This window comes from Nocardia sp. NPDC051911, assembly GCF_040681035.1.
In the GTDB taxonomy this organism is placed as follows: domain Bacteria; phylum Actinomycetota; class Actinomycetes; order Mycobacteriales; family Mycobacteriaceae; genus Nocardia; species Nocardia sichangensis.
Map to the genome: position 1 here is coordinate 13069 of NZ_JBFAXY010000033.1, position 15456 is coordinate 28524.

Genomic DNA, 15456 nt, shown 5'->3' on the forward strand with positions numbered 1-15456 from the left:
GGAGTAGCTCATGCCCGTTCGGTCTCGAACCACCACATCGTCCGCCCTGATCGGTCTGCTGGCCTCGGTGCTCGCCGGCTGCGGGGCCGACACTTCCGCCGAACGCGACACCCCGCGGATCACCGATCCCGTCGCGATCACCTACGACGGCGGAATCCACGTGCTGGACGGAACCACTCTCGAAATCGCGGGCACGGTCGAGCTCGACGGCTTCAACCGGCTCAACCCCGCGGGCGACGACCGTCATTTGATCGTCTCGACGAAAGACGGCTTCCGCGTCTTCGATGCCGCAACAGCCGGATTCACCGGCATCGAGTTCCCCGGCACGCATCCCGGCCACGTGGTCCGGCATGCCGGACGGACGGTGCTGTTCAGCGACGGCACCGGTGAAGTCGTCGCGTTCGACTCGGCCGATCTCGCAGACGGCGCGCCGCAGACCGCCACTTACCGCGCGGCCGCCCCGCACCACGGCGTCGCGATCGAACTCGCCAACGGCGAACTCGTCGTCACGCTCGGCACGGAGGAGAAGCGAACCGGGATCGTGGTGCTCGACAAGAACCGCACCGAGAAGGCGCGCAGCGAAGACTGCCCCGGCGTGCACGGTGAGGCGACCGCCGCGGGCGAGGCCGTGGTCCTCGGCTGTGAGAACGGCGTGCTCGTCTACCGCAACGGGGCGATCACCAAGGTGGCAGGCCCGACCGAGTACGGCCGGATCGGCAACCAGGCGGGCAGCGAGACCTCGCCCGTCGTCCTCGGCGACTACAAGCAGGACAAGGATGCCGAACTCGAACGCCCGCAGCGTGTCTCGTTGATCGACACGGTCACCGGCACGCTGCGGCTGGTCGATCTGGGCACCAGCTACACCTTCCGCTCGCTGGCCCGTGGCCCGCACGGCGAAGCCCTGGTCCTCGGCACCGACGGCCGCATCCACGTGATCGATCCCGTCGCGGGCGCTGTCGTGCGCACGATCCCCGTGACAGGTTCCTGGCAGGAACCGCTGGAATGGCAGAAGCCGCGACCCGCGCTGTTCGTCCGCGGCGACGTCGCCTACGTCTCGGACCCCGCCGCGAAGCAGGTCCACCGCGTCGACCTCGCCACCGGAGCGAAGACCGCGAGCGTCACGCTGCCGAGCACACCGAATGAAGTGAGCGGTGTGGTCGGGCACTGACGCCGGATTCTCCTCGATGGGGACGGAGGAAGATGGCCGCGCCGGACCACGCCCATCCGACGCCGCACTCTGCTGACCGCGGCGGCGCTCCGCGGATCTCGTGTCAGCGCCCACCGTCGCACCGGCCTTCCCACCGGAGGTGATCGATGGGCCGCGTCTGCGCATACCCGCGCGGGACTATCTGCTGTTGCGGGGCCCGGCTCGGCCAGGTAAGGCAGGGGGAGCCGCGGACCTGCTCCCGGGCTGGTCGCGGACGATCAACAGCCCGAATCTCATCTGGCCCGCGGACGGGGCGTGGTTCGTTGCGACCGAGATCGACCTGCCCTGGACCGGCATCGCGGGCAGCGCCGCGCTGATCGAGGCCCTGCGGGACGACGCGGAACTGGACGTCGAGGAGACCGTGCGTCGGGCGATCGGCCCTGCTGGCGGGAGGGCACCATGAACGCTCCGTAGCCGTCGAGGCGCGATCCCCGGCGCGAACGCCGCTACGGTGGGTTGGCATGGACACTGCTGCGCTCGCCGTGCCCGAGTCGGCGCGCGTTCCTCCGGTGTCGGCGCTGGGCCGCGTCCGGAGGATCGCGAAGGCACAACCGGTGGTCGTCGTGGCCGGATGCCTGGTCGTGGTGCAGCTGGCCGTCCGCTGGTGGGTGGCCGACAGCGGCTTCTTCTATTGGGACGATTTCATCCTGGTCGGCCGGGTGGCCCGCTACGGGCTGTGGTCCACCGATCTGCTGCTGTACGACCACGACGGGCACTTCATGCCGTTGGCCTTCGTCACGGCCTGGGCGGTGAACGCGGTCGCGCCGCTGGTCTGGGCGGGACCGGTGACGGTGCTGCTGCTCATGCAAGTGGGTGCGTCGGTAGCCGTGGTGCGCATGCTGCTGCTCATCGTGGGCCCCCGGTGGCCGCTCCTGATTCCGCTGGTCTTCTATCTGTTCTGCCCCCTGACGATCCCGGCTTTCGCTTGGTGGGCCGCCGCACTCAACGCACTGCCGCTGCAATTCGCCCTCGCCTGGGTGATCGGGGACGCGGTGTCGCTGGTGCGGAGCGGTCGCCGCCGATACGCGCTGTCCGGCGTCGCGGTGCTGGTGGTGGCGTTGCTGTTCTTCGAGAAGTCGGCGGTCGTGCCGTTCGTGGCGTTCGCCGTGACGGCGCTGGTCCGCCATGTCGACGGCGGCGAGTCCCCGATTCGTGTGGTGGCGCGGCGGGGCGCGGCGCTGTGGATCGGATCGTCCGCGGTCCTGGGCTTCTGGACCATCGCCTATCTCGCGGTGGTCGCAGGGCCGGGACTGCCCGACGACTGGGACGAGTTGCGCGACCTGCTGCCCGGCGCGGCCTCCCTGGGGATCGTGCCCGCGCTGTCCGGCGGTCCGTGGGTGTGGGAGCGGTGGCTGCCGTCGACGCCGTGGGCGGATCCCCCCGGCTGGGCGGTGGTAGCGGCCTGGCTGACGCTGGGCGCGGTGGTGGCGCTGTCGATGCGCACCCGGCAGCGGATCGGGGCGGTGTGGCTGACGGCCGCCGTCTACGTCGTGATCGCTCAGCTGGCCGTCGCGTTGGCTCGTGGCGGACCGAACACCGCGGGGGAGTTGATGCAGTCGCTGCGCTACTTCGCCGACTCGGCGGTGATCGCGGCGGCCGCGGGCGCGCTCATGGTGCGGGCTCGCCCCCGGCCGTCCCGGAATCCGCGGCGCATCGAGCTTCCCGTCCGGCAGCTGACAGTCGCGGTGACAGCGGTGTTCGTCGCGAGCAGTCTCTGGTCCACCTGGACATTCGTGCGATCGTGGCGGGTCGGTCCGTCCGAAACGTATGTCACCAACGTGAAATCGGCACTGCGCGCATGGGACGGCGCGCCCCTGCTCGAGCAGGAGGTGCCGTGGAACGTGTTGAATCCGATGGCCTATCCGCAGAATCTGACCAGCAGCGTGCTGGCGTCCGTGGCCGCCCCCGGCACGTTCGCGGTCGCGACACCGCACTTGCGGATGATCACCGACGACGGTGCGATCGTCGACGCGGCGGTCTGGTGGAACCGGGCCATCCTCCCCGGACCGGAGCCCGGCTGTGGCTACCGCGTCGACGGAACAAGGCCGGTGTTCCCGCGTCTCGACGGCCCCCTGCTCGCGAACAAGTGGACCGCGCAAATCAATTACGTGGCCAGTCGGGATGGTCGGATCAGCGTCGCCCTGGAACACGGTGAAGCGGAGTCGGCGCCGGTCCGGAAGGGACTGAACACCGTGTTCGTCCGCCTCGTCGGCAGCGGCTCGGCACTGCGAATCTCCGCCGAGACACCGGGGCTGGACCTGTGCCTCGGCGTCGGCCCGGTCGGCGTCGCGTCGTACGACAACTGAAGCTCCGACCGGATCGCGGACACCTCCGCCTTTCGATCCACTTCAGCGGCTCCGAAGCCGATCGTCTCCGCTGTCGGCGATGACTCGGCCGCCTTCCAAGCGGTTCGTCTCTGCGTAGGTACGCCTCGACAGTTGAATCTCTCCACGATCCTGACCATTTCATCATTTACTCTTGACGAATATTTCGTCGTAGTTGATGATTTCATCGCATGCCGTCCGGCGGTGCGGAAAGCATCGGCGGACCGGTCCGTTTTCCCCGTCCGGACGAGTGAGGACTGCTATGACCGATTCCCGATTCCGCAGGAAGACGAGCAGGCGTCGCGCCTTTGGCGGCGTTGTCGCCGGAACGCTGGGCATCGCCGCTACGTCGGCTATCGCTCGAGCGACCCCGGCTCGTACCGGGCAACCTGCGCCGTCGGGTACCTACCGGATCGACCTGCACGCCCACTTCCTGCCACCGGACTACCGTGCGGCGCTGCTCGACCACGGTCACGTCACCATCGGCGGATACCCGACGCCGGATTGGTCCCCGGAACAGGCGCTGGCGTTCATGGACTACTACGGGATCCAGGCGCAGGCGCTGTCGGTGTCCGACCCCGGCGTGTCGTTCCTGCGTGGCAAGGAGGCGAACGACCTGGCCCGCTACTGCAACACGTATGCCGCAAGGCTGCTGCAAACGCATCCGAAGCGATTCGGCGCCTTCGCGGTGCTGCCGATGCCCGACGTCGCCGCCTCCGTCGCGGAAGCCGTCTACGCGCTGGATGAACTGCACCTCGACGGTGTGGTGTTGCTGTCCGCCTACGACGGCGTCTACCTCGGTGATCCGCGTTTCGAGCCATTGCTGATCGCGCTGAACCAACGCCGCGCCTATGTCTTCGTGCATCCGGCCGCCATCCCCGCCGAGGCCAAGCCGAAGCTGCCGCTGCCGGACTTCCTCGAAGAATTCACCTTCGACACCACGCGCGCGGCGACCTTGATGATGGCCACCGGCACGACGCAGCGCTACCCGAACATCCGCTTCCAGCTCGCGCACGCGGGTGGGACACTTCCGTTCCTGTCCCACCGCGTCAGCGTCGCGTCGCAAACGGTGCTCGGCGAACTGTGGCCCGACGATCTGCCCAGGCCGTCGGTACTCGACACGCAACGCCAGATCGCGAACTTCTACTACGACACCGCGCTCAGCGGATCGGCCGCGGCGATGGCGAGTGTGCTCGCCGTCGGGAAGCGCGAGCACGTCGTCTTCGGTTCCGACTGGCCCTTCAGCGCGCTCACCCTGCCGCAGACCGGCACGCACGATCCGGCCCCCGGACTCAGCGACATCTTCGACGCGGACCAGCGGATGGAGGTCGAGCGGATCAATCCGCTGCGGCAATTGCCCCGCTTGGCCGCGGCGATCGACGCGTGAGCGCCTGCCACTCGCGATCGACGGCGCGCAGGGTTTCCCGGCGAAACTCCGGACCACGATTTCGGAATGTCCGCGCGCACGGGTGAAGATAACCAGCAGTTCGCCGAATACGTCCGCGCCGCCGAGCAGTCTTTTGTCCGCCGCGAGAGGAGCCGGTTCCATGGCAGCGAAACCCATGCGGATCCGTACCTGGATCCGACCCCTTGTCGTCGTCACGCTGCTCATGGCGTTGCTATCGGTGATGTATCTCGGGTACGTCGTCAACCCCGAAAAGAATCTGCACGACTTGCCGCTCGCCGTCGTGAACCAGGATGCGGGCGACACACTCGCCGTGAAACCGGCCAACGTGGGTAACCAGATCACCGCGGCGCTCACCGCGAACATCCCGGCCGACAAGGTCGACCTGCGCGTCATCGGCATCACCGAAGCGCAATTGCTGATGCGCGACGGCAAGATCTACGGTGCGATCGTCATTCCGAGTGATTTCACCAAGCGGCTCGCGATCCTCGGCGCCTCCGGTGTGGTATCCGGAAAGGTCGACCGGCCGGTGATCACCGTGCAGACCAATCCGCGCACCGGCACCTACGCCACGCAGATCACGCTTCGTATCGCCGAACAGGCACTGGGCGCGGTCAACACCACGGTCGGACAGCAGCTCACCGCCGCGGTGGACGAACAACTGCGGTCCTCCGGCGGACCCGCGCCGCAGTTGGCCGGAGCCAGCCAGTTGCTGCTGGCCGAGCCGATCGACGTGGTGATCGCGCCGTATCGGCCACTGCCCGAAGGCACCGGCGGCGGGTTGTCGGCCTTCTTCTACACGCTGCTGATCCTGCTGGCCGGATTCACCGGCGCCATGATCATCCACACCATGGTGGACGCTTCGCTCGGATTCACGCCGACCGAGTACGGGCCGTGGTATGTGCACTATCCGCCCACTCCGATCTCCCGGCTGCGCACATTGCTGCTGAAATGGGGCGTGCTCGCCGTCGCCGCGCCGATCGTGTCCGGTGTGTTCCTCGGCGTCGGGACGGCTTTGGACATGCCCATCGACAAAGCCTTGCTGCTGTTCCTCTATTCCACGTTCGCCATCCTCGCCGTGGGCGTCACCGCGCTGTCGATACTCGCCGCCTTCGGCGCCGCGGGCATGCTCGTCAACCTGATCCTGTTCATCGTGCTGGGGTTGCCCTCGGCAGGCGGAACCGTGCCCATCGAGGCGACGCCTACGTACTTCGCCTGGCTGTCCACATTCGAGCCGATGCATCAGGTCTTCCTCGGCGTCCGTGCGATCCTGTACTTCGAGGCCAGAGCCGCGGCGGGCCTGGAACGCGGTGTCTGGATGGCGCTGCTCGGCCTGGTCATCGGCTTGTGCTCCGGTGCGGCGGTGACGGCGTTCTACGACCGGAAAGGATTGACGCGCACCGCGAATCGCGGCACCACATCCTAGGGCGGCCGGATCTTCTCCGGCGTTCGCTCAGTTCTGCGCGACGGCGGCCTCGGCCGCGGCCTGGGCGCGCGACAACGCTTCCGGCACCGGAATCCGGCCGAGATACATTTCGGCGAAAATCGGGTCGACGGCGCGGAGCGCGGCCGAGAAACCCGGTCCGCCACCAGAGGAGATGCGCGGGCCGCGGAGTACGTCGAAGAAGGGGGAGACCTCCACGCCCTTCCCTGCCCAGTAGTCGCGATAGCGCTGCTGTTCGGACACGACTGCCGGGATGGCGCCGCCGCCCTCGGCCAGGTGGCGGTTGCCCGCGCCGCTGCCGAGCCAGGCCAGCACCCGGCGCACCGCGTCGGGATGCCGGGTGGCCGCGTTACCCGCGACGCCGATCGCGTTGTTCGTGCTCACCCGTCCCGCCGGGCCCGCGGGCAGCAGCGCGACGCCCCACTCGAAGCGGGCCTGTTCGGAGATCTGCGCGAGATTGAATGTCCCGGACTGCAGCAGCGCCAATTTGCCCTGTAAGAAAGCGTTCTTCGCGAAGTCGGGATTGGTGTTGGTGTCCGCGGGCGATGGCGCGAGTCCGTCGGCGATCAACCGCACCAGATAGTCGAACGCCGCCACGCCCTGCGGGCTGTCGAAGACGAAATTGTCGTGGTCGTCTTGGAAGCGCGCTCCGTTCGAGCCCAGATAGGGCAGTTCGATGGACTGGAAGTCGTGACCCGCGTTGTACGCCCACGGCGTGACCGCCGCCAGTCTGCGCAGCAGTGGGCGCAGGGTGTCGTCGCCGCCGGGACTCCACCGCATCGCGGTCAGCTCGGCGGGATCGATATGCGCGGCCGCGAGCAGGTCGCGGTTGTAGTACACCGCGGTTCCGGCATCGACGAATTGCGGTACAGCCCAAAGCTTCCCGTCGCGCGTGTACTGCGCGACCGCCGAGGGGTCCCAGGCACTCGCGGCCTCGGGACCGAGCGTCGCCCCGATGTCGAGCAACCGCCCGGCATCGGCGTAGTCCTCGTACAGATTGGTCCAGAACAGATCGTCGGCGGTGCCACCGGCCACGTCCAAGCGGAGTTTCTGCCGATACGACGACCACGGCACCACCGTGATCCGTACTGCGAGGTCCGGATTCGCCCGCTCGAACTCCGCGAGCGACGCCTGGTAGGCGGGTACCAGACTCTCGTCCCAGATCCGCAACCCCACCACGGTGCGGCCGGACCCGTCGCCGTCACGGCCGAGCCACAGGGCCGCCGCGACCAGCAGCGCCGCGGCGAGTGCGAGGGCGAGCACCACGCGGGTCGATGTCCTCATTTCACCCCCGTCCACGCGATCGAGCGCAGCACCTGCCGCTGGCAGATCACGAACAGCACCACCAGCGGCGCGATGGCCAGCGTCGTGGCCGCCATCACCAGGGTCCACTGCGCGTTGTAGCGGGTCTGCAGATTCGCCGTCGCTACCGTCAGCACCTGCCACGAGCGGCCGCTGCTCGCGACCAGCGGCCACATGAAATTGTTCCACTGCGAGACGATCGTGATGAGCGTCAAGGTCGCCAGCACCGGCCTGCTCATCGGCACCATGACGTGCACGATGATGTCGAGGGTGTTCGCGCCGTCGAGCCGCGCGGCGCCGATCAGCTCCTGCGGAATCGCCCGAAAGTACTGACGCAGCAAGAAGACCGCGTACGGCGATCCGAACACGAACGGCAGCACCAGCGCCCAGAAGGTGTTCAGCAGGTCCAGGCGCGCGAACATCAGGTACAGCGGGATGAGAGTCACCATCGGCGGCACCATCATGGTGCCCAGATACACCCAGAAGAGCGCGTCGCGTCCCGGGAAATCGGTGCGGGCGAACGCGTATGCCGCCAGCACCGAAGTGATCAATTGGCCGCCGGTGATGAACACCGTCATCAACGCGGTCACCAGCACCGCACGCCCGAAGCCGTAGTCCAGTACGGTCCGGAAATTGTCGGCGGTGACCGGATGCTGCAGGGCCAGCGGCGACCCGGTCGCGAACTGGCCGGGTGTCTTCACGGCGGTGAGCGCGCTGAGCAGCAGGGGCGCCACGGTCAGCAACGCTCCGGCCGAGAGGATCGCGTAGGCGGCCGCCGAACGTAGGCGATCAGAACTCATAGGTGGTCCGATCCCGGAAGTAGCGGTGCTGCGCCACGGTGATCGCGAACATGACCGCGAACACCACGAGCGCCATGACGGCGGCGCGGCCGGGCCGTGCGGCGTCGAATGCCTCGGTGAAGATCCGCATCGCGAGCACATCGGTGCGGTCGCCCGGTCCGCCCTTGGTCAACGCGTACACGGTGTCGAAGGTCTGGAAGGCGGTCAGTACGCCGGTGACCAATACGAAGAACATGGTGGGCCGCAGTAGCGGCAGGATCAGCCAGCGGATCCGGCGCCAGCCGGTGGCCCCGTCCAGCGCACCGGCGTCGAGGATCTCGTCCGGGATTGCGCGGATTCCGGCCACGAAGAACAGCGCCACGTAACCGAAGTTCGCCCACACGCTCACCGCGGCCACCGACGGCAGCGCCAGCGCCGGATCCGAGAGCCATTCCACGCGCAGGCCGAGCGCGGCGTTGACGGCGCCACCGGTGGGAGCGAACATCCACTGCCACACCACACCCACCGCCACCGGCGCGCACATCCACGGCAGCGCGTACATGACCCGGAGACTCGTTGCGCCGCGCCGCCGGGCCAGCAATGCCGCGACCGCGAAACCCAGCACCGTCTGAGCGGGCACCACGATCGCGGTCAACACCAGCGTCACCAGCAGGGCGTGGCCGAACGCGGCGTCTCCCAGCACCGACCGCCAGTTGCGCAGTCCGACGAACTCCATCGGTCCCAACAGGTTCCAGCTGTGCAGACTGAGCCAGGCCACCACCAGAATCGGCAGCACCAGGAACGCGCCGACACCGATCAGGCTCGGCAGCAAGAGAACATAGCTCGTCATGCCGCGACGAGCCCCACGCCGATTCATGTGCTGCGACGTTACCGCCCCCGCCCGCCCCGGCACGGCGGGCGGGGGCGGGTTGTCAGTTGGTCGGGCCGCCCGCCACGTAGATCACCTGGCCGGAAACGAAACCGGCGCCCTCGCTCACCAGGAACGAGGCGGTGTGCGCGATGTCCTCGGGCGTGCCGACGCGCTGCACGGGAATCTGCGTGGCGGCGGCCTTCTGGAAGTCCTCGAAGGAGACGCCGACGCGCGCGGCGGTGGCGGCGGTCATGTCGGTGACGATGAACCCGGGAGCGATGGCGTTGGCCGTGACGCCGAACTTGCCCAGCTCGAACGCCAAGGTCTTGGTGAAGCCCTGCAAACCGGCCTTCGCCGCCGAATAGTTCACCTGGCCGCGATTGCCGAGCGCCGAAGTGCTGGACATGTTGACGACCCGTCCCCACTTCTGCTCGACCATGTGCTTCTGCACCGCGCGGGTGAGCAGGAAGGCGCCGCGCAGGTGCACGTTCAGCACCGCGTCCCAGTCGTCGACGCTCATCTTGAACAGCAGGTTGTCGCGCAGGATGCCCGCGTTGTTCACGACGACGGTCGGCGCCCCCAGCTCGTTCTCCAGCTGCGCGACGGCGGCGGCGACCGACTCCTCGTTCGACACGTCGGCGCCGAGCGCGACGGCTCGGCCGCCCGCCTCGGTGATCGCGCCGACCGTGTCGGCGCAGGCGGCCGCGTCGAGGTCGAGCACGCCGACCCGAAGCCCGTCCGCCGCCAAGCGCTTGGCGATCGCCGCGCCGATTCCTCGTGCGGCGCCGGACACTACTGCAACTCGCTCGCCCATGAGCGCGTCCCTTCGTCGATCGGATGTCGGATCGAATCAGTCTTACCGCACCGGTCCGCCGTGGCCGGGAGGCGGATCGGTCGCCGGATCGGCGCCGGGGAATTAACACCGACCTCGAGCGGAAGGCTTGCCCGGCTCTCGACCCGGATGCTTCGATCGGCACGTGACCGAGCAGAACGAGGTTCCCCGTATCGTCAGCGCCAGCCGTGAGATCAACGCGAATCCCGCGGAGATCTTCGAGCTCATCGCCGATCCCGCCGAGCAGCCGCGCTGGGACGGCAACGACAACCTGGCCGAGGCCGCGGCGGGGCAGCGGGTGCGAGAAGCCGGAGCGGTGTTCAGCACCACCCTGACCAACGGGGCTGTGCGCGACAACCACGTGGTGGAGTTCACCGAGGGCAGCCGCATCGCGTGGCATCCGTCGGAACCGGGCAAGCAGCCGCCCGGCCACCTCTGGCGCTGGGAACTGGAGCCGGTGGGCGAGGGCCGCACCCTGGTCACCCACACCTACGACTGGACGTCGCTCACCGACGAGAAGCGTCAGGTCCGGGCGCGCGCGACCACCGCGGACAAGCTGTCGGCCTCCCTCGACCGGCTCGCCGAACTGGCCGAGCAGCAAGCGGTTTCGTCGCAGCAGTAGGCGTCGTCGTCCGCTCGCCGAATATCCTGGCCTCGGAACACCCACGCCGGACCTCCGCGATGCGGCCCGGTCCAGTCGCGGCGGAGCCGTATCGAGTGTGTGCCTCAACGGTGGTGGGAGCACGCACGATGTGGTGGTTCACGGCTGAGACACGGCCGGACCGGTGACCCGGCGACACAGGCCGTCGCGGTAGTCGCCGGGCGCATCTCAGCGTGGTGCCTGCTCTCGGGACAGCAGCAAGCCGATGAGGCCGACTTCCTGTCCCTGGGTGCTGATCATGTCGCGGGCGATCTGTTCGACCATGCCGCCGTTCAGCCGGCGATCCGCCGCCTGCGCCATCTGGATGCCGCCGTAGTGGTGGCGCTGCATCAGGCGCAGGAAACCGGTCGCCGCCTCGGCGCCGCGCGCGGCGCCGAGCGCGTCGAGTTCGTCCTGGCTCGCCATGCCGGGCATCGTCGCGTGCCCGGCGGTCGCGTGGTGCTCGTGGTCGGCCTCCGCGTGCATCCACGCCATCGGGTGCGGATTGGTCACCGCGAGCCGGGCCATACGCAGCCAGCCGAGCATCATGCCGATCTCGGTGCGCTGGGTGTCGGCGATCTGTTGTGCCAGCGCGCGCACCGCCGGGTCGGCCCCGCCGTCTAGTCGCTGGACCAGGAGCAGCGCCTGATTGTGGTGCGCGATCATGTCCTGGACGAAACCGGTTTCGGTGCTGTCCAGCAGCGGTGCGGCGGTGCTGTCCGCGCCGACCGCCAACGGCCGCAGCGCAGCGCCCGCCACCAGCAGCAGCACCGCGAAGGCGGCGAGCGTGGCCGCCCCGAGCCACCGGCGGCGGATCATGATCCCGTGGTCGAACGCTGGTCGGCAGGCGGCGTGTACACGTTCCGGTCCACTTCCAGCGCCAAGAAGCCGTTGTCGGCGCAGGTGGTCCAGAGTTGGTTGCCCCGCCATTCCGGCGGCGAGAAGCACCAGTCCGTGGAGAGATCACCGAAGGCGAGCATGCCGCTTCGTTCGCTCGTCGCCTGCGTGAGGTCGAACTGGCCTTGCAGCACCGCCTGCACCACCGCGGGACCGGCCAGCACCGGAGGGCCGATGATCGACGCGAGCGCGTGCGGTGAATTCCAGAGCTCGGTGTTGCGGCCGGTGCGCGCGGGCGGGTTGTAGTAGGCGATCTCCCGGACGGCCGACGGATCCCTTACATCGAACACACGGATGCCCGAGGAGGTCCAGCTGCACGCCAGCGCCGTGGGATCGGCCGCCCGGTCCGCGGCGCAGTAATGCGTGTCGTAGGCGAACAGCGAGCCGCCCGCGGCGGAAGCCATTGCGGTGTCCTGATTCTCCGGCAGGTTGATCTCGAGTTTGATGGTCTCGACGATGCGCGGCCGGGTGGGCTCGGCGACATCGATGATCTTGACGCCGCCGGATCCGGCCTCGTTGGTGGCGAACACGTACGGCCTGCCGCCATAGGTCACGGGGATGTTGTGCTGGCTGGCCCAGCCGTCGGTCCAGGTGAGGTGCGACAGTTCGCGCACCTGCGGGCCGGGATCGCGGCGCTGCACCGCGCCGACGTCCAGAATCATCAGCCCGCCCATGTTGTTCGCCAGGTACATGAGGTTGCCGTCGGGGCTGAACCCGAATCCGTGCATGGACAGACCGGGCAGACCCTGCCACACCACGTGGGGAGCGGCGGGGTCGGTGAGGTCGACGGCACTGACCAGGCCGGGTGCGACGCCGGAACTCCAGTAGGTGTTGCCGTCGGGGGAGAACCCGCCCTCATGGGCCGTGATCGGCAACGGCATCGCCAGGTCGGTTCCCGGGCCGGGGTTGAGCAGGCGTGGATGCGCGCAGTCGGTGAGGTCGTAGACCGACAGCAGGCCCGCACCGGTCAAAGCGGGCACCCCGGTGCCGACGAGCAGTTTTCTCGTCTCGTTGACCTTCAGGCTCTCCCAGGTGCCTGCCAGCATGGCCGGTTCGGTGAGCGTGGCGGTGCGGACGGGGTTCGTGGGATCGGCGACGTCCACTACCTGGACGCCCTCTTCGGGCCCGAGCAGGTCGCCCGGGAAGAACGTGCCGATGTAGGCGCAGTGGTCGAAGGTCACCGAGTTGATGCCGCCGCCGCGGCCGCCATAGGCGCCGAGCCGGGTGACGTTGCAGCTGTAGCCCTGGCCGCTGCGGCCGCTGTCACGGTCGGCGGCGGGAACATCGCCTTGCAAACCTGTTTCGGGGGCCGAACCTGGATTGCAGACGGCGCGTGCGGCCGCGGTCGCGGCTATGGCGCCGACCTCGCGAACCTGCCCGGAGGGATCGGAATCGGTTTGGGCGGCGACGATGCCGAATGGCAGGAGAATCGCTGCGGCGCCGACGGTCACGAAGAAGCGCCGGCCCCAGCTGGTGATGGACGAAGTCATGGACGTACCGGCCCTCGGCGGTGAGGGCGCCTTTCCGTGTGCTCGGTTACAAGTCCGGATGCGGTCTCGGACGGCTGTTGGTCGATCCCGAGCGCGTGCGGTGCGGCCGCCGCGGTGACGGCAGCGTCATCGTGTATCCGGACCACCCGATGCGGCATGGTGGCGTCGAACGAGTGTCGAATCCGGCCTGGCGCAACGGCGTCCCTACTCGCCGAGCCGGGCCGAGCCGACCCTCTCGCCATGCCGGACTGTGTTGTCCGGTTACTCGGTCAGTGTGCGTGAGATCGCCGCGCCGCGTCAATACGGCGCGGCTGTATCCGGTCGGATTACGGCATCCGTGCCGGGCCCTCCGGCGTGCTGCGGGGCGGTCGGCGATGGTCCGGTAACCTTGCCCGAATGACCTCGCCACGCCGTGTGAACAGGGGGCCGAAGGCGGCGGCCGGCAATCGGGCGGCCTTGATCCAAGCGGCGCGGGAGGTTTTCGCGGACAGTGGCTTCGACGCGCCGTTCAGCTCTATCGCGCGGGCCGCCGGCGTGGGGCAGGGCGTGCTCTACCGACACTTCCCGACCAGGGAGAGCATCGCGCTCGCGGTCTTCGAGGAGAACATCGAGGGCATCGAGGCGCTGGCGGACGATCCCGCGGTCACCGTGGACGATCTGCTGGCGATCATGGTCGATCAGATCACCACCTCGGCGGCGTTCATCGCGATGATCCATCCCGCGAACACCGACGACATGCGCCTGTTCGAGGTGGCGCGACGGCTGATCACCCTCATCGCGGAGAAGCTGGAGGATCCGCGTCAGCGCGGCACGATCAGCGCCGACATCACCACCGCGGACGTGGTCCTGGCGCTGGCGATGCTGGCGGCCGTGCTGTCGAAGACCGATGCGCAGTCCAAGAAGGAGACCGCCCGGCAGGCATGGGCGTTGCTGGACCGCGCTCTGCGCGGCTGAAGGGGGGGCGCGTCCGTCGCGTGTCACGCCGCGCGATCGATCGACGCCAGTGCGTCGGCGACGCGGTCGAGCGAACGGATCACGTGCAGGAGCCCGTTGGCGAATTCTCGTTGCGCGAAATCTATTCCGGCTTCCGCCGACCAGCGAGCGAGCAACCGGTGTACCGTGGCGTCGGCGCCGCGGGTGCGCGATCTCACCGCAGTGGCGTGTGCCTGTCGCTGTGCCGAATCACACACGGCGACAATGCCTTCGGCGGTATGTACGGCGGAGTCACCGATGATGTCCACCAGTTCGACGAGCTCGTCGGCGAGCCCGATCAGATCATGGATCTGGGCGATCTCGGCGGTGATCGCCATATGGTCGATGCAGCAGCGCAGCAGGACGGCGAGCCGGTGCAGGCGCCGGGGCAATGGGCGGGCCGGTGCGTCCAGGGGCATGAGGTCCGCCAGGCGATGCCGGATGCTGAACGGATCGGCCGGGGGAGCGCAGAATTCGGCGAGGACGATGGCGCCCGCGCGCAGATCGAAGGCGGTCGCGATGAGCGGGTTGTCCGGGTCGGCGCGTCTCGTCGACGTTCGCATGCGTCTCCTGGGATCGTCGCCGAGACGCCGACTTGCCCATGCCGCCCCCTCGGTCGCTGGTGGAATCATCGCGTGGCAGGCTCTCGATATAGCGATTGCTAAGAGATTGCCCACGATGGTATCCCGGACCTGTCGCAGATCCGGATAGGTTTGTCCGGTAGGTGATCAGTCTGAACCATGCGCGCGGTGTCGTCAAGCCGTCGACGTATCGTGTCTCATGGTGTGGCCAGTCGTGCGCTGAGTTCCGAATCTGAATTGATGTTCTGAAAATCGCTGGTGTGATGGGTTCTTCGGTGGTCGTGCGCGGTGTCGTCCGCGTTGGTCTCGCGGGGGGTGGATGGCGTGCGGCCGTTTGTGTCCGAATGTCGCGGACCGGGAGCGGGCTGGTGGCGGGATGGCGACTGCGCGGTGCGGTAGGTGAATCGGCGGGTTTGACCAGGTAATTGCTGCGTAGTGATGCAGGTCACAATTCGGCTCGTTCGAAGCGGCGTCATCAGGTCGCCGTCCGCCTTACTGTGTGTGCGGCAGAACCTTCCGGCGAGGGGCGCGGCGATCCACCTCCACCCGCCGTCTCCGCTCACCGGATCCTTCGCTGGTTCGGCACGCGGCCGCCCATCGGCCGCGCGACTCGCTGATCCGCTATGGCCGGCGCGATGGTTGGTACCCCATCGGAGTCGGTGTCCGCGGCCGGACCTGTCGATATTTTCGTTGGTGATACCGGGATGGGAAC

General features: G+C 68.3%; 14 protein-coding genes. 7 read left to right on the plus strand and 7 right to left on the minus strand.

The genetic code is table 11. From position 1 onward, the window contains the following. The first annotated feature begins 10 nt into the window (after positions 1 to 10). From aztD to AB0L97_RS30855, 5 genes are all read left to right on the plus strand, one after another. Positions 11 to 1168, plus strand: coding sequence for a zinc metallochaperone AztD (aztD, locus tag AB0L97_RS30835; protein ID WP_364436368.1), 1158 nt, complete (start codon positions 11 to 13; stop codon positions 1166 to 1168). 100 nt (positions 1169 to 1268) lie between these two features. Further along, positions 1269 to 1610: a hypothetical protein gene (locus AB0L97_RS30840; protein WP_364436371.1), complete on the plus strand. Its 342-nt coding sequence runs from the start codon at positions 1269 to 1271 to the stop codon at positions 1608 to 1610. Between the two features lie 58 nt (positions 1611 to 1668). Then, positions 1669 to 3513, plus strand: coding sequence for a hypothetical protein (locus AB0L97_RS30845; protein WP_364436374.1), 1845 nt, complete (start codon positions 1669 to 1671; stop codon positions 3511 to 3513). 280 nt (positions 3514 to 3793) lie between these two features. Beyond that, complete coding sequence (locus AB0L97_RS30850) at positions 3794 to 4918, plus strand: amidohydrolase family protein (RefSeq protein ID WP_364436376.1); 1125 nt, start codon at positions 3794 to 3796, stop codon at positions 4916 to 4918. A gap of 160 nt (positions 4919 to 5078) precedes the next feature. Further along, entirely contained in the window at positions 5079 to 6362 is a 1284-nt protein-coding gene (locus AB0L97_RS30855; protein WP_364436379.1) for a DUF3533 domain-containing protein, read from the plus strand. A 27-nt stretch (positions 6363 to 6389) separates the two neighbouring features. Here the strand turns inward: AB0L97_RS30855 and AB0L97_RS30860 are convergent, their stop codons facing one another. The 4 genes from AB0L97_RS30860 to fabG are packed head-to-tail and all read right to left on the minus strand — an operon-like array spanning position 6390 to position 10146. Then, positions 6390 to 7664 (minus strand): sugar ABC transporter substrate-binding protein, encoded by a 1275-nt coding sequence (locus AB0L97_RS30860; RefSeq protein ID WP_364436382.1) that lies wholly within the window; start codon positions 7662 to 7664, stop codon positions 6390 to 6392. Beyond that, positions 7661 to 8482, minus strand: a complete 822-nt coding sequence (locus tag AB0L97_RS30865; RefSeq protein ID WP_364436385.1) for a carbohydrate ABC transporter permease — start codon at positions 8480 to 8482, stop codon at positions 7661 to 7663. The genes AB0L97_RS30860 and AB0L97_RS30865 overlap by 4 nt, the downstream gene beginning before the upstream one ends. After that, on the minus strand, positions 8472 to 9338 hold the full coding sequence (locus AB0L97_RS30870) for a sugar ABC transporter permease (protein WP_364436388.1): 867 nt from the start codon (positions 9336 to 9338) through the stop codon (positions 8472 to 8474). The genes AB0L97_RS30865 and AB0L97_RS30870 overlap by 11 nt, the downstream gene beginning before the upstream one ends. Positions 9339 to 9393: 55 nt before the next feature. Beyond that, positions 9394 to 10146, minus strand: a complete 753-nt coding sequence (gene fabG, locus AB0L97_RS30875; RefSeq protein WP_355080129.1) for a 3-oxoacyl-ACP reductase FabG — start codon at positions 10144 to 10146, stop codon at positions 9394 to 9396. Between the two features lie 163 nt (positions 10147 to 10309). Between fabG and AB0L97_RS30880 the strand changes: the two genes are divergently transcribed. After that, positions 10310 to 10786, plus strand: a complete 477-nt coding sequence (locus tag AB0L97_RS30880) for an SRPBCC family protein (protein ID WP_364436392.1) — start codon at positions 10310 to 10312, stop codon at positions 10784 to 10786. A gap of 207 nt (positions 10787 to 10993) precedes the next feature. Here AB0L97_RS30880 and AB0L97_RS30885 read toward each other — a convergent pair whose 3' ends face one another. Beyond that, a complete protein-coding gene (locus tag AB0L97_RS30885; protein WP_355080126.1) occupies positions 10994 to 11623 on the minus strand; it encodes a DUF305 domain-containing protein in 630 nt (209 codons plus the stop codon). Then, positions 11620 to 13191, minus strand: coding sequence for a hypothetical protein (locus AB0L97_RS30890; RefSeq protein ID WP_355080124.1), 1572 nt, complete (start codon positions 13189 to 13191; stop codon positions 11620 to 11622). The genes AB0L97_RS30885 and AB0L97_RS30890 overlap by 4 nt, the downstream gene beginning before the upstream one ends. A gap of 396 nt (positions 13192 to 13587) precedes the next feature. On the opposite strand from AB0L97_RS30890, the gene AB0L97_RS30895 reads away from it, so the two are divergent. Beyond that, positions 13588 to 14145: a helix-turn-helix domain-containing protein gene (locus AB0L97_RS30895; protein WP_355080122.1), complete on the plus strand. Its 558-nt coding sequence runs from the start codon at positions 13588 to 13590 to the stop codon at positions 14143 to 14145. A gap of 23 nt (positions 14146 to 14168) precedes the next feature. Here the strand turns inward: AB0L97_RS30895 and AB0L97_RS30900 are convergent, their stop codons facing one another. After that, entirely contained in the window at positions 14169 to 14726 is a 558-nt protein-coding gene (locus AB0L97_RS30900; RefSeq protein WP_364436398.1) for a hypothetical protein, read from the minus strand. Between the last annotated feature and the right edge of the window lie 730 nt (positions 14727 to 15456).